General features: G+C 39.6%; 15 protein-coding genes and 2 rRNA genes. 13 read left to right on the plus strand and 4 right to left on the minus strand.

Going from position 1 to position 16,360, the window contains the following annotated elements; translation table 11 throughout:
• The 5 genes from M028_RS0123825 to M028_RS0123850 form a co-directional block, all read left to right on the plus strand.
• Window positions 1-267 (plus strand): 23S ribosomal RNA (locus M028_RS0123825); the annotation flags it as partial.
• Window positions 268-347: 80 nt separating this feature from the next.
• Window positions 348-464, plus strand: a 5S ribosomal RNA gene (rrf, locus tag M028_RS0123830).
• 201 nt (window positions 465-665) lie between these two features.
• A complete protein-coding gene (locus M028_RS33055) occupies window positions 666-812 on the plus strand; it encodes a dienelactone hydrolase family protein (protein ID WP_155925769.1) in 147 nt (48 codons plus the stop codon).
• Between the two features lie 136 nt (window positions 813-948).
• Entirely contained in the window at window positions 949-1,596 is a 648-nt protein-coding gene (locus tag M028_RS0123845; RefSeq protein WP_026576084.1) for a glycoside hydrolase domain-containing protein, read from the plus strand.
• A 123-nt stretch (window positions 1,597-1,719) separates the two neighbouring features.
• Complete coding sequence (locus tag M028_RS0123850) at window positions 1,720-2,322, plus strand: VanZ family protein (protein WP_026576085.1); 603 nt, start codon at window positions 1,720-1,722, stop codon at window positions 2,320-2,322.
• A gap of 119 nt (window positions 2,323-2,441) precedes the next feature.
• Here M028_RS0123850 and M028_RS0123855 read toward each other — a convergent pair whose 3' ends face one another.
• On the minus strand, window positions 2,442-3,422 hold the full coding sequence (locus M028_RS0123855) for an NAD(P)H-dependent flavin oxidoreductase (protein WP_026576086.1): 981 nt from the start codon (window positions 3,420-3,422) through the stop codon (window positions 2,442-2,444).
• Window positions 3,423-3,699: 277 nt separating this feature from the next.
• Between M028_RS0123855 and M028_RS0123860 the strand changes: the two genes are divergently transcribed.
• From M028_RS0123860 to M028_RS0123870, 3 genes are all read left to right on the plus strand, one after another.
• Window positions 3,700-4,929 (plus strand): DUF438 domain-containing protein, encoded by a 1,230-nt coding sequence (locus tag M028_RS0123860; RefSeq protein WP_026576087.1) that lies wholly within the window; start codon window positions 3,700-3,702, stop codon window positions 4,927-4,929.
• A gap of 281 nt (window positions 4,930-5,210) precedes the next feature.
• The gene (locus M028_RS30960) at window positions 5,211-6,431 is read left to right on the plus strand and encodes a CaiB/BaiF CoA transferase family protein (RefSeq protein WP_051591227.1); all 1,221 of its coding nucleotides are present in this window, start codon (window positions 5,211-5,213) and stop codon (window positions 6,429-6,431) included.
• Between the two features lie 21 nt (window positions 6,432-6,452).
• Window positions 6,453-7,667 carry an acyl-CoA dehydrogenase family protein gene (locus M028_RS0123870; RefSeq protein WP_026576088.1) on the plus strand — a complete coding sequence of 405 codons (1,215 nt, stop codon included), beginning with the start codon at window positions 6,453-6,455 and terminating at the stop codon, window positions 7,665-7,667.
• A gap of 78 nt (window positions 7,668-7,745) precedes the next feature.
• On the opposite strand, the gene M028_RS0123875 is transcribed toward M028_RS0123870, so the two are convergent.
• Window positions 7,746-8,054 (minus strand): DUF3870 domain-containing protein, encoded by a 309-nt coding sequence (locus tag M028_RS0123875; RefSeq protein ID WP_026576089.1) that lies wholly within the window; start codon window positions 8,052-8,054, stop codon window positions 7,746-7,748.
• Window positions 8,055-8,246: 192 nt separating this feature from the next.
• On the opposite strand from M028_RS0123875, the gene M028_RS30965 reads away from it, so the two are divergent.
• On the plus strand, window positions 8,247-9,557 hold the full coding sequence (locus tag M028_RS30965) for a sensor histidine kinase (protein WP_081810874.1): 1,311 nt from the start codon (window positions 8,247-8,249) through the stop codon (window positions 9,555-9,557).
• A gap of 258 nt (window positions 9,558-9,815) precedes the next feature.
• Window positions 9,816-11,171 carry a branched-chain amino acid transport system II carrier protein gene (gene brnQ, locus M028_RS0123885; protein WP_026576090.1) on the plus strand — a complete coding sequence of 452 codons (1,356 nt, stop codon included), beginning with the start codon at window positions 9,816-9,818 and terminating at the stop codon, window positions 11,169-11,171.
• 29 nt (window positions 11,172-11,200) lie between these two features.
• Here the strand turns inward: brnQ and M028_RS0123890 are convergent, their stop codons facing one another.
• Together M028_RS0123890 and guaC are read right to left on the minus strand one after the other, a co-directional pair.
• Complete coding sequence (locus M028_RS0123890) at window positions 11,201-11,920, minus strand: cell wall hydrolase (protein WP_026576091.1); 720 nt, start codon at window positions 11,918-11,920, stop codon at window positions 11,201-11,203.
• 198 nt (window positions 11,921-12,118) lie between these two features.
• A complete protein-coding gene (gene guaC / locus M028_RS0123895; RefSeq protein WP_026576092.1) occupies window positions 12,119-13,102 on the minus strand; it encodes a GMP reductase in 984 nt (327 codons plus the stop codon).
• Between the two features lie 202 nt (window positions 13,103-13,304).
• Between guaC and M028_RS0123900 the strand changes: the two genes are divergently transcribed.
• From M028_RS0123900 to M028_RS0123910, 3 genes are all read left to right on the plus strand, one after another.
• A complete protein-coding gene (locus tag M028_RS0123900; RefSeq protein WP_026576093.1) occupies window positions 13,305-14,414 on the plus strand; it encodes a hypothetical protein in 1,110 nt (369 codons plus the stop codon).
• A gap of 177 nt (window positions 14,415-14,591) precedes the next feature.
• On the plus strand, window positions 14,592-15,353 hold the full coding sequence (locus M028_RS0123905) for an SDR family NAD(P)-dependent oxidoreductase (protein WP_026576094.1): 762 nt from the start codon (window positions 14,592-14,594) through the stop codon (window positions 15,351-15,353).
• Window positions 15,354-15,367: 14 nt separating this feature from the next.
• A complete protein-coding gene (locus tag M028_RS0123910) occupies window positions 15,368-16,279 on the plus strand; it encodes a ketopantoate reductase family protein (RefSeq protein WP_035424616.1) in 912 nt (303 codons plus the stop codon).
• The last annotated feature ends 81 nt before the right edge of the window (window positions 16,280-16,360 follow it).

Consider the following 16,360-nt stretch of genomic DNA (forward strand, 5'->3'; position numbering starts at 1 on the left):
ATTTGAGAGGAGCTGTCCTTAGTACGAGAGGACCGGGATGGACGCACCGCTGGTGTACCAGTTGTCTTGCCAAAGGCATCGCTGGGTAGCTATGTGCGGACGGGATAAGTGCTGAAAGCATCTAAGCATGAAGCCCCCCTCAAGATGAGATTTCCCATAGCGTCAAGCTAGTAAGATCCCTGAAAGATGATCAGGTTGATAGGTCAGAGGTGGAAGCATGGCGACATGTGGAGCTGACTGATACTAATCGATCGAGGACTTAACCATAGTCTTAAGGTGAACTCGTTTTTACTAAAAACTTCTTCTGTATTATCTAGTTTTGAGGGAATGATACCTCATATAAATAGTCTGGCAATAATGGCGAGAAGGTCACACCCGTTCCCATACCGAACACGGAAGTTAAGTTTCTCAGCGCCGATGGTAGTTGGGGGCTGTCCCCCTGTGAGAGTAGGACGTTGCCAGGCATGATGAAAGACAACCTAAAGAGGGTTGTCTTTTTTGATGTTTCATTTACTGGTAAATATTATAATAAAAGTGGGGAATATAATTCAAAAACTGGACAATAAAATCAAAAGTTGGAAAATATATTTTTCAAAGTGGAAAATAAATTGAGAAAGCTAGTTTTTTTATAAACGATTCACCTAAAAAATGGTGGTTATTTGGATTTGAAAAATTTGATTATGATTTATCAAAACACAGCCCATGCATTTTTCAATAATACCCGTGTCTCCTACAAAGTGGACTCTGCAAGGGATACGTACCAGCAAGTGTTACAATTTTTTCATCAAGTGCTTGATACAGAAACAATATAGATTGATTAAAAGCGTCTCTCCATTAAGAGGGCGCTTTTTTAAGTTTTATAATAAATGCTAGTGGGTGTCTTAATCGATTTTTACATTAGGATAAGTATCCTCCGCATATACATATAGATGGAAATGGAGGTGCAGTATGGCAGTTTTTTGGGGTGTAGACTCTGCAGTAAATGCTAATGAGGAAGTATTACTATGTGTCCAAAGGAACTTTGGGGTACCGGATTTTTGGGGAAGATATTTGAGCACGGTGCCAAATGCTAGCGAGGGACTTACGAAGGACGAACTACGGTTTTTAAGATCGAAAGGCATTAAAGTTATGCCTATTTATAATGATTTTAACAACCCTGTTGGGCGGCAAGAGGGAAAAGTAATGGCGCGGAATGCTATTTACCATGCCCGAAGGCTGGGAATTCGTAAAGGGACTGTTATATTCGCAAATGTAGAACGTTTTCACGAAGCGGATGCTGAGTGGTTAATTGGCTGGGTGGAAACGTTTTATACCAGTTCATATAGGGCGGGATTTTATCATGACCCAATGGTCGGCAATTTTCATAGTGCCTACTGTGAAGCCGTTCAAAAAGAGGAACGCCTGAAAAATCAAGCAGTATTGTGGAGTGCGAAGCCTGAAAAAGGAATCAGCACCAAACGGAGCAAACCAAAATTTAACCCGAAAAAACCAAGATGTCCTGGTTTAGTATGGGCATGGCAATACGGAAGAGATGCAAAAGTCTGCCCGATTGACACCAATTTAGCAGAAGAAAAGCTATTTAATCTTATGCATTGAAATTCGACAAAATTCGGGTGGCGCCTGTCACCACCCGAATTTTGTCGATAAATAAGATTTCCCCCCGCTGCTTTTTTTGGTGGTAGAATGGGTAAGGATTGATTTTTTGACGGGGGTTCTTCAATGATTTCAAAAAAATGGACGGTTTGGTTCTCTATGATTGTATCGCAGGGCTTATTTGCCGCTTTGCTTCCAATTTGGTTAAAATTATTTAATTATCTTCATCCGGTCGTTTTGATTGTGGTTTGGTTCTGTCTGACCATTTTTATTTTTTTCTTAATTTTTTTAGTTACAGGAAACACGATGTCTATTTCAAAACGAGTAGTATCGACTTTCTTATTCTTGTATTCGTGTTCCTTGCTGGTTCTTTTGTTTTTCAGGCCATCCAATCAAGAATATCAAACATATAATTTAGTTCCTTTTAAAACGATCTCCTATTATTTAAGTGGGGAGGTTTCATTCTTAATAGCGTTTTATAACTTATCAGCAAATGTTTTATTGTTTATCCCATTTGGGATTTTTGCCATGATCATAGCCAGTAAATCGACTGTCAGTAATCTAAAACGATTCGGCGTCCCTATTATCATGATTACAATGATTGAAGTTCTGCAATTCCTTACCAAAAGAGGAAGTCTGGATGTAGATGATTTGATATTTAATGTTTTCGGGGTATATGCAGGTTATGGATTGTCACGTTCGATAAAGAAGGTTTTGCAAATAGATTAGAGGTTTAATGGGAGGGTAAATTAAAAATGGTCCCGAGTGTTTAAATCTGCACCCGGGATTTGTTAGCTTTTCAGCAATAGGTAAGCAGAGAGTGTTTCATTCTAGTAAAAAATTGACCCTTAAGCATTTTTTACAGCCAAACCATATTCAATTGTAAGATTGTCAATGATTTTTTGGACCGGAAGAATTTCCTTTATTTCTCCTACTCTTGCACCAGCAAAAACTAACCCATTGTCCACATCTCCTCCAACAGATACAAGGAGGGAATCAAGTGTGCAAAAACGATAGGAACAATTTTTTAGACAATCATGGCATTTAGCAATTTTCAATTTATCAGGACCACTGATCAATTTTGTAAAGTTATTGATTATGGCTCTTCCTTGGAGGCCAACTGTTGTTTTAACCAAAACGGTATCTTCTTTACGTGCATCCACATATTTCTTTTTGAAGGCAAGTGGTGCATCACATTCCTCGCTTGCCACAAACCGAGTGCCCATCTGCACGCCGGATGCACCCATTCCAATCGCTTTTGCAATATCATCACCCGTCATAATTCCTCCTGCAGCAATAACAGGGATGGAAACAGCCTCTACAACTTCCGGAAGTATATCCAACATAGGACGCTCAGTACCAAGATGTCCTCCTGCTTCAAAACCTTCAACGACCACTGCTGCGGCGCCAAGACGTTCAGAAATTCTAGCCAATTTTGCCGAAGAGACAATCGAAATGACGGGTATTCCCGCCTGTTTTCCCCATGCGTACATATCTCGTGAGATTCCAGCGCCTGATATAATAAAATCCACTTTTTCTTCAAGGGCAGCTTTCATTTTTTCCGCAAAATCATTCATGGCAAATAATACATTTACGCCAATATATCCAGCATCTTTGACAAGATTTTTAGCTCGTCTTATATGGGTCCTCATTTCATCAACTGAAATTCCAGTACCGGATATTATGCCAATCCCGCCGGCATTCGCAACAGCTGAAGCTAGCTTACTTAAAGAAATGCCAACACCCATACCACCCTGCATAATCGGTACTCTCGGCATCATATGACCTATTTTCAGTTGTGGAAAGTTCACTATATAACCCCATTTCAATTTATTTATTTACTAACACCCTTGCATCATACCATTCAAATTTTAAATTGGATGTGATAATTATCATCAGGTCATAATAGCAGGTATTTCCAATCGACAAAATTCGGGCGGTGCCTGGCACCACCCGAATTTTGTCGATTCATCATGTCTATTTTGTGAACATTGTTTGTTTTGCATTGTAGTAATGATATAAATCACAAACCTTTGAGGGTTTGCGTGATATTCTTGAGAAAAGTTATCACTAAGGTACAGTATGCTTTAGCGAAGGAGAATCGTTATGAGTGAAATGATTAATAATCGTGAACAATTTTCATTAAAAAATACAGAACGCCTTGAGATGATTAAACAAATTTTTACGGATCTTCATAATGGAAGAAGTGTGGAAGAGGTAAAAGCCCATTTTAATGCGCTCATCGGTAAAATTACCGTTGATGAAATTTCACAAATCCAACATGATTTTACCCAAGAGGGGACATTGCCCGCAGAAGAAGTGAAGCGTTTATACGCAGCGCACACCGCTTTGTTTAAAGGCTCAATCGAAGAGGAGCAGCACTCACAGCATCCAGAGGAACAGCCAGGGCATCCGGTCCATACCTTTAAATTGGAAAATAGGGAATTAGAAAAATTAATCAAAACAAAGGTTCAAATCCATTTATGGCAATTTGAAAAGGAAGATTCACCTGAGAATGTTTATAAACTCCTGGAAGATTGTAATCTTTTACTTGATATAGACAAGCATTTTAACCGCAAGGAACATTTAATTTTCCCGTACCTCGAGAAATATGGAATCTATGGTCCTTCTACGAATATGTGGAGAATCGATGACTTTATTCGTGATGCGATTAAAGATGCCAAACAAAAATTGTCCCATTACGAGGGAGATAAGCAGGGCATTGTTCAGGTAGTTACCTATATCATCAATGAAGTAAATGATATGATTTACCGAGAAGAAAATATTTTGTTCCCAATGGCTCTCAACAATCTGACCGAAGATGAATGGGTGAAAATTGCCCATGAAAGTGATGAAATTGGCTTTTGCCTGACGGAGCCTGCTGATGTTTGGAAGCCTGAAAGACAAGCACTTGCAGAGAATGCCATCTCTGAAGGGTATATCAAGATGGAAACCGGGATTTTATCGTTAAAACAGCTCGAGCTGCTGTTAAACCATTTACCGGTGGATATCACCTTTATTGACCAGGACGATGTTGTTCGTTATTTTTCACATGGAAAAGAAAGGATTTTTGCCCGTACGAAAGCTGTTATCGGGCGGACGGTTCAAAATTGCCATCCGCCAAGAAGTGTCCATGTCGTCGAAGAACTGCTCGCAGATTTTAAAGCAGGTAAAAAAGATGTGGAGGATTTCTGGATTAAATTTAAGGACAAATATGTTTATATTCGTTATTTTGCGGTTCGGGATGAAAATGGAGAATATATTGGCACCTTAGAATTTACGCAAAATATTGATCCGATTCAGGCGATTGATGGGGAGAAACGAATATTATCATAGGTAGGAAAATAAAAAATTAATTCCCCAAATATATTTAAAATATACTTGAACTATTCAGAAGATTCTATTAAAATGAAGATAACTTCTCCCTATCAGCCTTTACAGCTGAAGGTAGTGAAGTCCGTCTTTGATTTTAAAATATTTGACTGAGAAGATTCCAATACCAGCCTTACCAGGTTGGATGAAATGGATCATGTAGCCAGTCCTTAACACATTAAGTGGAAAGGACTGGCTTTTTGTATGTAAAAAATGTTTTTTTTTCAAAAAGGGGAGGAGGTAACATGAGCGGTGCATTAGATGGGATTAAAGTATTGGATTTAACGCGTGTGCTTGCGGGTCCTTACTGCACAATGATTTTAGCAGACTTGGGCGCAGATGTAATAAAGGTGGAAGCCCCCGGTGGAAGTGATGAAACACGAGGATGGGGACCTCCTTTTCAAAATGGCGTCAGTGCCTATTACTTATGTGCCAATCGGAATAAGCGCAGCCTGACGATTGACTTAAAAACTGACGAAGGCAGGGACATTATCCGTGAACTTGCTAAAGAGGCGGATGTGTTGATTCACAACTTTAAATCAGGCTCGATGGAAAAATGGTTACTGGATTATGATTCATTGAAAGAAAATAACCCAAAATTAGTTTTTTGTTCGATCACAGGCTTTGGAGAATCAGGCCCCTATCGCCATCTTCCCGGATATGATTATATAATCCAAGGAATGAGCGGATTGATGAGTATAACGGGAAATCAAGACAGCAGTCCATTTAAAATTGGCGTAGCAATGGTTGATATTCTTACAGGATTATATTCAGCTATTTCCATTGAAGCAGCCCTTTTAGAACGAGAGAGGTCCGGGAAGGGTCAAAAAATTGATATGTCTCTAATGGACGCTGCGGTTAGTTCACTTGCAAATGTAGCCAGTAATTATCTGATTTCAGGTAATGTGCCGCAAAGGCTCGGAAATGACCATCCAAATATTGTCCCGTATTCTATATTTAAAGCTATGGATGGAGAAATTATTATCGCTGTTGGGAATAACCGCCAGTTTACAACATTATGTGAAGTAATGGAGATTCCCGAAATAGCTAAAGATGAAAAATATAGAACAAATGAAGCAAGGGTAGAAAATAGGATTGAACTTACGAATATTTTGGAAAATCAGCTTCAATTAAAGCCTTCTGATATTTGGATGGAGTTGTTTTCTAAAAATAATATCCCTTGCGGCCCAATCCAAACCATGGATCAGGTATTTAACCACCCACAGGTGATTGAGCGGGATATGGTAGTTCAAGTCAATCATCCTGAGGCAGGTTCAGTAAAACTAGTAGGCTCTCCAATAAAACTATCAAGGACAGCTACAAAAGTAGAACGCCACCCGCCAATGCCGGGAGAGCATACCATTGAGATCCTTCAAGAAGCAGGCTATACTCCTGAAGAGATTTCACAATTTATCCAGAAAAAAATTATTGACTCTGGGATTAATTCGTTAGAGTTAAAAAATTAATAAAAATGGAGAGTGTTCAAGATGAATTTTGATTTTTCAGAAGAGCAAGTAATGCTAAGAAAAATGATTAGAAGTTTCGTAGATAAAGAAATTATTCCGAATATGAGAGAGTGGGATGAACAAGGGGCTTTCGATCCAAAAATTTGGAAGCGCTTAAGTGATTTAAACCTAATGGGTGTTTGTATCCCCGAAGAGTACGGCGGAAGCGGGATGGATTATAATGCACTGGCAATCGTTTGTGAAGAACTAGAAAGAGGGGATACAGCGTTTCGTACAGCGGTTTCGGTTCATACAGGACTAAACAGTTTAACTCTATTGCAATGGGGAACAGAAGCACAAAAGCAAAAATACCTGGTTCCACAAGCGAAGGGTGAAAAAATTGCTGCATTTGGTTTAACAGAACCTGGAGCTGGTTCAGATGTTGCTTCACTACAAACCACTGCCGTTCGTGATGGGGATGACTACATACTAAACGGTTCAAAAACATGGATTTCCTTATGCGATGTTGCTGATCATTTCATCGTATTCGCGTATACAGATAAAGCCCAGAAACATCATGGAATTTCTGCATTTATCGTCGAAAGAACGATGCCAGGGTTCTCATCACGTGCCATCAAAGGGAAATTGGGAATCCGCTCTGGTAATACAGGGGAATTATTCTTTGACCAAGTAAGAGTTCCAAAAGAGAACCGATTAGGTGCAGAGGGCGAAGGCTTCAAAATTGCCATGGCTGCCCTTGATAATGGACGTTTTACGGTTGCGGCTGGTGCAGTTGGTTTAATCATGGCATCTTTAGAAGAGAGTGTGAATTATTGTCATGAACGGAAGACATTTGGGAAAGAAATTGGCAAACACCAATTGGTTCAACAAATGATTGCAAACATGGAAGCAGGTTTACAAATGAGCCGATTATTAGTTTATCGTGTAGGGGAGCTCAAAAACAAAGGTGTCCGAAATACACGCGAAACATCGCTAGCAAAATGGCAGGCTTGTGATTTTGCGAATAAAGCTGCAGATGATGCGGTGCAAATCCATGGGGCTTACGGATATTCAAGTGAATATCCGGTCGAACGATTCCTAAGAAATTCAAAGGCTCCGGTGATTTATGAAGGGACGAGAGAGATCCACACAATTATGCAGGCGGAATACGTTCTCGGGTACCGGGAGGATAAACCATTAAATAATTCCTTACCGGCTTGGCCATTTGAAAAGGAAACAGTAAAAATGGATAATTAAATTGAATCGTAAAACCCCGGAGAGTTAGTAGCCTCCGGGGTTTTAGTATGTAACTTATTGCCGGTTTCAATAAATCGCTTATTTTTTAATCGACTCAAACTGTTTATATAAGTCCTTCAATGCAGCAATTAGAGCATTTGCTGCTTTTCCATTGTAAAATCTTTTTACATCATCGAGTGGTTTATCAATTCCATGACGAAGACTATGGCCTTTTAAGAGTCTAGCAATATAATCTTTGCCGTGATCCGTTGCCAGGGTGCATGCAGCATCCACAATCACTCCATAATGATTATCTATTTCTGCTGTGATCGTTAACGTTTCAAACAAATTGCTTGCTGCCATACCTGAGGGTAATTTTGCATGTCCGGCAATAAACATCGTATTCATTTAACACACTCCTAAAAGTTTGTATTCTATATTTAGAATAATACAAAAATAGAGTTTTGGTAAGAACAAAAGAAAATTTATGATTGGAATCTATTTCTGAACACCATTATAGTAGAAACCTCTTCCTGCATATCCCTTCTTGTTGTATAATTTACAAGACGTTCTAACCAACATAGTTAGGAGTATGCAACGATGCACTTCGTTTATATTAATCATAATGTGTTAGATAACTTGTTTTATATTATTGTGAGTATTCTAATGTTTTTCGTTTTATATGATAATGTGAGGCGGCTTAAAAAGTATAAGAGTATTCTACTTACTGCCTGCATGGGTTTACCGATTATTTTATGTATGAAATTCCCAATCTATATTGATCAATACTGTGTACATGACCTGAGACAAATCCCGCTGTTTATTGGAACCCTTTATGGCGGCTGGCCAACTGGGGCTGCACTTTTGATCATTTTATTGGTCAGCAGGTTTGCGATTTATGGGTTTAATTTTTTAACACTGATTGTTTATGTGGTCATCTTTATTGCTACGGCCTTTTTCTCCACAAAGTTCAATCAAGTAAATAAAAAGAAAAAGCTGTTATTTTCAGCTGTAATTACCTTTTTTCTGGAAATCATTACAACCTATATGGCCGTTATGATGTCTGATTTCTTTAAAGTGACTGAAGCGTATATTTTCTACTTTATTATTTTACCTCCTGTGATCGTATTTTTTGCTGTCTACCTGCTAGAGATTTTGATGGATACGATTCATGTCAGGTCCAATATGGTGAAATTGGAAAAAATGGAGGTTGTCAGCCAGCTGGCAGCAAGTATCTCACATGAGGTTCGGAATCCACTGACCGTGGTAAAAGGATTTATTGAGCTGCTAAAAGATCCGAATCTATCTCAGGAAAAGAAAGAGCAATATATTGAACATGTGGCGAGAGAACTCAATAATGCAGAGACGATTATTAGTGACTATTTAGCCTTCGCCAAACCGGCAACGGAGAAGGTAGAACCAATTTTCGTTGAACGTGAATTCAAAAATATTATTGATATATTGAAGCCCTGGGCAAATATGAACTCAGTAAAGATTAAGGATCAGCTTGTACCCGGTTCAGTGCTTGGGAATGCAAATTATTTCCGTCAATGCTTTTTGAACATCATGAAAAACGGGGTTGAGGCCATGCCGAATGGTGGGGAGTTGGAAGTTACAACCTTTTTAAATAAAAAAGATTTAACGATTAAAGTGAGCGACACGGGCGTAGGAATGACAAAGGAACAAATTAATCGTTTTGGGGAACCGTATTATAGTAGTAAGGAAAAAGGGACCGGGCTGGGGTCAATGGTCGCGGTGAAGACCATTCAAATGATGAAAGGGAAGCTGGAAATTGAGAGTGTCCCAAATGAGGGGACGACGATTACTGTGACATTTCCAATCTATTTAGCAGAGAAGGCTATGGTAAAAGAAAACCCAATTAAATTGGAAACGGAGTTTTTACGTTCATAGGTAAAACAGCTTGGGGGTGATTCTCCAAGCTGTTTTTATATCCACAGTTGTGAATGAACCTCCAAAATCCGTACATTCATCTTTTTTATTACTTTTTTTTCAAGAACTGGGTGCGTTTTTTTTTTGAATTGTTAAAATAATGTGAGTTTGTGTTGCATTTCACGAACAAGAAGAGTATTATTATTTTGCTAATATAGTAAATTCAGACGATATTTTAGATTATCAACCGTTGTAAAATTTAGGAGGAAAAGCTTTTTTATGCAAAACAAGTTACCATTTTCGAAATATTTTGTTATTGGAGTCATGCTCTTTGCCTTGTTTTTTGGAGCAGGAAATTTAATTTTCCCAGCATCACTAGGGCAGAATGCAGGTTCGCAAATTTGGATGGCGGTCGTAGGATTTTTGATTACCGGAATTGGTTTGCCATTCCTTGGGATTTTGGCGATGGGGTTTTCAGGAAGTAAAAATCTACAGGAGCTCTCCAGCCGGGTTCATCCAATTTATGGGGTGGTTTTTACCGCACTGCTTTATTTAACGATTGGGCCGTTTTTTGCTGCACCAAGAACGGGTGCCGTTGCTTACGACATTGGGATTGCACCGTTTGTTGGCAAAAGCCATGGACATATTGGACTTTTTATCTTTACTCTCATCTTTTTTGTAGTAACTCTTTGGTTTTCATTAAATCCGGCAAAGATTGTCGACAATGTTGGGAAAATTCTATCTCCTGCAATCATTATCCTGATCCTTGTTTTATTATTTATGGTGATCGTTAAACCATTAGGTCCTATTGGGGCACCGCAAGAGGCGTATTCGAGCGGGGCGTTCCTAAAAGGATTCATGGAAGGGTATAACACAATGGATGCACTGGCGTCCCTTGTATTTGGAATTATTGTCATCAATGCGATTCGTTCCATGGGGGTTACTTCTGCACGAGGTGTCCTGATTACATCTGCAAAGTCCGGACTGGTAGCAGTTGTTTTCCTAGGAATTATATATGCAGGTGTTGCCTATTTAGGTGCTACCAGCACAGGAAGATTCGGGTTATTTGATACAGGCGGACCTGTCCTTGGAAAAGCAGCCTATTACTACTTTGGAACGTTAGGAACCGTGATGTTATCGGTTATTATTATTCTTGCCTGTCTCACGACAAGTATCGGGTTGGTCACAGCCTGTGGGGAATATTTCCATTCATTGCTTCCAAAGTTAAGCTATAAGGCGTGGGTTGTTTTCTTTTCTCTAGTTTGTTTTGTCATCTCAAATTTTGGATTGGCCAATATCATTAATTTTTCCATTCCTGTTTTAATGTTTCTTTACCCATTAGCGGTTGTGCTCATGCTCTTGACTTTTACTTCAAAACTATTTAAGCATGCCCAGATGGTTTATGTAACGGCAATTACTGTTACGTTGTTGATCAGTATTATTGATGGGTTTAAAACCCTATGTCAGCTTCTGAACATTGAATATTTTGGCTGGCTGGCACCGATTATCGAATTTTATAATAGGGCATTACCTTTTTATGAGGATGGACTCGGCTGGCTGATTCCGGTTTTAATTGTGATTTTTATAACCGGATTGCTTATTCGAATACCGAAGTTCTCTGAGGTTCGCTCATAGATAAGAAGGGATCTCAATGTGAGATCCTTTTATTTTTTAAAAACATGACGACCAATTGCTAGTGTGGTCGGGCGGGTATCGAGCCAGCGGCTTTGTGCGATTTTGGGATTATAGAAAAATAAGGAGCTGCCGACTAAATCTCGTTTACTGCTCAATGCCTCATTCACGGCTTCCCTTGATTCCTTATCGGCTGGTTTATTGATTTGACCATTTAAAACGGGCTGAAACTGGTTTCTAGCATAAATCACAGATCTAATAGAGTTTGGAAACCTTTTACTTTCCACGCGGTTTAGGACCACACAAGCCACTGCTACTTTGCCATTAAAAGGCTCATTTTGAGCTTCAGCTCTAACAAGCCGAGCTAGTAAATCTTTTTCATAAGCGGAGACTTCCATGGATTTTGGTGTGCTGTTTGTATGTATTTTTGGTTTCGACTTGCGAATCGCTTGTCTAACTTTTAAGTCTGCTTCCGTTATGTATTTGGTTTGTGTTGTATTGGTGAACTTCCCTATCTGAAGAGGTTTTCCAATTTTATGTTTAGGTTTGATCGTATTGATGTATTGCCCTATGTAAAGGACATTCATATTTTCAATTTGCGGGTTTAGCCTCGATAATTCCTTTAAGGTTAAATAATGGTCTTGCGCGATCGTTTCCACCGTGTCTCCATCTTTAACGGTATACGCAAACGTTGGGGTTGTGAATAGAAGTGAAACCAAAATGGTAATGGCGGTAATACATTTCTTTAACATACTTTCCCTCCTGGATCTCGTTCGTCACTTGTGAATCTCTTAGCTATTTCTATGACTATGAGCTCCAGGAGTAGATTAGTATTACAGTTAGTAGAGTACTATTACAGTTTAATTACATTGGTAGGAAATCCTTGGAAAAAATACTAGTTTTGAGCGAAAAAGAATGAGCGGGTTCGTATTTGAACCCGCTCATTTTACTTAATAAACCTTATCGCCATTGAAAATGGAATTTTTTACGACCACATAATCCACGGTACGAATGGCATCTAATTTGTTTCCGCCAGCGTAAGAGATAGAAGATTGAAGATCCTGCTCCATCTCGATTAATGTATCGATTAATTTTCCTTTGTGTTCCACATACATTTTTTTACCTTCGACGTTTTTACGTTCGCCTTTTTGGAATTCGGATGCAGAACCGAAATATTCTTTATAGCATTTTCCGTCTTTCTCGTACGTTTCACCTGGAGATTCCGCGTGGCCGGCAAAGAGGGAACCAATCATCACCATACTTGCTCCAAATCTTACGGATTTAGCAATATCTCCATGTGTACGAATTCCGCCATCAGCGATAATCGGTTTCGTTGCAGCTTTGGCACACCAGCGCAATGCAGCTAATTGCCAGCCGCCAGTTCCAAAGCCTGTTTTAATTTTTGTAATACAAACTTTACCAGGCCCGATTCCTACTTTTGTTGCGTCCGCACCGGCATGTTCTAATTCTCTTACTGCTTCAGGTGTTCCCACGTTTCCGGCAATAACGAAGCTTTCTGGTAGGAGTTTCTTAATATGTTGAATCATTTCGATCACGGCGTTGGAATGTCCGTGTGCGATATCAATTGTAATGTATTCAGGTGTTAGGTTTTCATCTGCTAGCTGTTGAATGAAATCATATTCTCCATCTTTAACACCGACACTAATGGAAGCAATTAAACCTCGTTTTTTCATATCTTTTATAAAATCAATTCGCTTCTCTGGCTGGAAACGGTGCATGATGTAAAAGTAACCGTTTTCCGCAAGGAAGATGGCAATCTTTTCGTCAATGATGGTTTGCATATTGGCTGGTACAACTGGAAGCTTAAATTTATGGCCACCAAAAGTTACCGATGTATCACATTCTGAACGGCTTTTTACTATAGATTTTGCAGGAATCAATTGTATATCTTCGTAATCAAAAACATTTTCCATGAGTTACACTCCCAAACACGAATATTAATGTTAGTTATTTAAAAAACGTTCGTACATTTGTTAATTTACATTATTTTTATCAGTATGTCAAAATATTTTAATATTTATGTGGAAAATATTTCGGAGAATTGAGCTTTTTTTCATGAACAAGTCTATTTTCATAATAAGTGAGTATTATTTTAGTAGATAAGGAGGCGATCTGGTGAAATCAATCGGAATTTTGGGTGTAGGTCAAGCTGGTGGAAATATTGCTGAGATAGCATCGACAATGGGCTTTCAAACCGCCCTTATCAATACGAATCAACGTGATGGTGTAGTCAACACGAAAGTAGAGAAAAAGTATTTTGTCCCAGGTTATAATGGTGCAGGGCAGGACCGTTCAGTCGGTTTGCGTGCCGTTCATGAGCATTATCGCGAAATGATTGATTTTGTGAAAAAATCCTTTCAAAACATCAAATTATTATTGGTTGCATTCTCAACAGACGGAGGATCAGGCTCGGGGATGAGCCCTCTGTTAATTGACATTTTATTAGACCAGCTGCCTGGCGTTAACATTGGGGCAATTGCGATTGTTCCTGAACGCAATGTGTTAGCAGGCAACCGGATCAATGCAGCAGAATGCATAGAACAGATTTCGAAAATAGAGGGAATCTCTTCCGTGTTCCTAGTCGATAACGATCAAATGCGCAAGGCGAACCCGCAATCAAGTAAACAACAAATTTATCTCTCTTCGAATCGTCAGGTCATGGAAGCGATCAGTTATGTGTTGCAAGTGACGCAGAAGAGCTCATTTTTTGGTAATTTTGATGAGACAGATCTCATGAATATTCTAAATACAAGAGGAGTAACGCTTATTTCTTCGGCGACGGTAACGGAAGCGAGGACATCAGCAGACGTTTCCAGCAAAATTCAACGGTCATGGGCGCACTCGATTTTCTGTCCTGTTGATACGGTTGGGGTTATCCGCGCCGGACTAATTTATGAGGGTCCAGAAACGGTATCCAAACTGATCAATGTGCCACAAGTTTTTGAAAAAATTGGCGAGCCTTTGGAATTATTTGAAGGTACCTATATTTCGGAATGTGATCCAACGGTTACGACCATTTTAGCAGGGCTTTCTTTCCCGCCAAGCCGGCTGAAGACGCTTGAGGAATCGCTCGAAAAGAATAAAGAGCGGCTGCAATTCCTGGTTAAGAAGGAGCAAACAGAAAAATATGAGTCGCAAGTTTCCTGGGCTTCCGGTCTAAAAGCGAAAGCACCGGAAAGAAAGCCAGGGTCAGTCACATCAAAGTTGTCTAAGTATCAGAAATAGGTATTCATTCGGCATCTCCTGAAAATGGGGGTGTCATTTTTTTGAAAGGATGTTACTTTGCCGTTGAGGAGTGAAAGTTTTGGAAAAAGAATAAGTAGCTTTTTTAAAATCTACCCACTAAACCGTTATAATATAAATAGTTCAATATTTTCGCAATTTTAAAAAGGAGCTTATACAATGGATTTACAACTACATAACAAAAACATTCTAATTACCGGCGGCTCAAAAGGGATCGGGAAAGCCATCGCCAAGGCTTTTGTAGCTGAGGGAGCAAACGTTGCCATCACTGCCCGTGGACTGGATGCATTAGAAAAAACAAAAGAAGAAATCGGCGGCAGTATTACGATCTTTCAAGCAGACCTAACGAACGCAGATGAACGCATCAAGCTCATACATGATTTCGTTGAACAATTCGGAACCATTGACGTCCTGATCAACAATGCCGGCGGCAGCAATGGCGGTAAAGCGACCGAAACGGAGATGGTGCTCTTTTACAAGGCGATGGAGTTGAATTATTTTTCTGCGATTCATTTAAGTAAATTGGCTGTTGAACAAATGAAAAAACAGCGTTCAGGTGCGATTATTAATATTACTTCCATTTACGGCAGAGAAAGCGGTGGTAAAGTCACCTATAACAATGCGAAGTCTGCTCTCATCAGCTTCACCAAGTCATTGGCAGACGAAGTGATTACATATGGAATTCGGGTCAATAGTTTAGCACCGGGTAGTATCTTGCATGAAAGTGCCAATTGGCAAAGACGTTTGGAAGAGGATCCGGAGAGTATTAAAGATTTTGTTAAAAAAGAAATTCCCGCCGGGCGGTTCGGAACACCAGAGGAAATCGCGAATGTTGCAGCATTTCTTGCATCTGAGAAAGCCTCTTGGATTGTCGGAGCCAGCATCAATGTCGATGGCGGGCAGTCAAAAATGAATTTTTAGAGAGGAGAGAGATTATGAAAGTATCGATCATTGGGTTGGGAGCATTAGGGATTTTATTTGGAAACCATTTATCGAAAAAGATGCCTAAAGGGGATTTGCGAGTTATTGCAGATAAGGACCGGATTAAACGGTACCAGGAAGATGGGGTTTTTTGTAACGGCGAACGCTGCGAATTTCAATATGTTTCCCCTGAAGATCACTGTGAACCTGCTGATTTAATTCTGTTTGCGGTAAAATTTAATGGATTACATGATGCAATACAGACTGTTAAACATCATGTTGGTGAACATACCGTCATATTATCAGCTTTAAACGGAATCTCAAGCGAAGCAATTATCGGGGAAGCCTTTGGAATGGATAAGGTTTTATACTGCGTCGCACAAGGCATGGATGCCGTTAAGGTTGGGAATCAACTTACCTTTGATCATATGGGGATGCTTTGTTTTGGTGATCGGGAGCCAGGAGTGATTTCAAACAAAACAAAGCGAGTAGCCGAATTTTTTGAAAAAATGGAGTTGCCTTATGAGATTGATACGAACATGCAAAGGCGGCAATGGGGGAAATTTATGTTAAATGTCGGCGTCAATCAAACGGTTGCCGTTTATCAAGGGAATTACGGTGATATTCAAAAAGAAGGGCAAGCAAGAGACACTATGATTGCCGCCATGCGAGAGGTCATTCAGCTTTCTGAAAAAGAGGGAATCCACTTAACAGAAGAGGATTTGAACTATTGGTTAGATGTCCTGTCAACCTTAGGTCCAACTGGAAAACCTTCGATGGCGCAGGATGTGGAAGCGAGACGCCTGAGTGAAGTGGATTTGTTTTCTGGTACCGTATTGGAGCTTGGTCAAAAACATGGTGTATCCACTCCTGTTAACAAGGAGCTTTATGAAAAAATTAAAACGCTGGAAAGCCAGTTTAGTTGATTCTAATTTTTATAAATGATGGGCTCGCCAATCGGCGAGTTTTCTTTTTTGAATACATACAAGTGCTATCAGCGGAAAAAG

The organism is Bacillus sp. UNC438CL73TsuS30 (genome assembly GCF_000482325.1).
Classification (GTDB): domain Bacteria; phylum Bacillota; class Bacilli; order Bacillales; family Cytobacillaceae; genus Neobacillus.

Excerpts from the sequence above, each read along its gene's own strand:
- M028_RS0123905 (WP_026576094.1), top strand. The coding sequence starts at position 14,592 with ATGGATTTACAACTACATAACAAAAACATTCTAATTACCGGCGGCTCA.
- M028_RS0123910 (WP_035424616.1), top strand. The coding sequence starts at position 15,368 with ATGAAAGTATCGATCATTGGGTTGGGAGCATTAGGGATTTTATTTGGA.
- M028_RS0123890 (WP_026576091.1), bottom strand. The coding sequence starts at position 11,920 with ATGTTAAAGAAATGTATTACCGCCATTACCATTTTGGTTTCACTTCTA.
- guaC (WP_026576092.1), bottom strand. The coding sequence starts at position 13,102 with ATGGAAAATGTTTTTGATTACGAAGATATACAATTGATTCCTGCAAAA.
- M028_RS30960 (WP_051591227.1), top strand. The coding sequence starts at position 5,211 with ATGAGCGGTGCATTAGATGGGATTAAAGTATTGGATTTAACGCGTGTG.
- M028_RS0123850 (WP_026576085.1), top strand. The coding sequence starts at position 1,720 with ATGATTTCAAAAAAATGGACGGTTTGGTTCTCTATGATTGTATCGCAG.
- M028_RS0123845 (WP_026576084.1), top strand. The coding sequence starts at position 949 with ATGGCAGTTTTTTGGGGTGTAGACTCTGCAGTAAATGCTAATGAGGAA.
- M028_RS30965 (WP_081810874.1), top strand. The coding sequence starts at position 8,247 with ATGCACTTCGTTTATATTAATCATAATGTGTTAGATAACTTGTTTTAT.
- M028_RS0123870 (WP_026576088.1), top strand. The coding sequence starts at position 6,453 with ATGAATTTTGATTTTTCAGAAGAGCAAGTAATGCTAAGAAAAATGATT.
- M028_RS0123860 (WP_026576087.1), top strand. The coding sequence starts at position 3,700 with ATGAGTGAAATGATTAATAATCGTGAACAATTTTCATTAAAAAATACA.
- brnQ (WP_026576090.1), top strand. The coding sequence starts at position 9,816 with ATGCAAAACAAGTTACCATTTTCGAAATATTTTGTTATTGGAGTCATG.
- M028_RS0123875 (WP_026576089.1), bottom strand. The coding sequence starts at position 8,054 with ATGAATACGATGTTTATTGCCGGACATGCAAAATTACCCTCAGGTATG.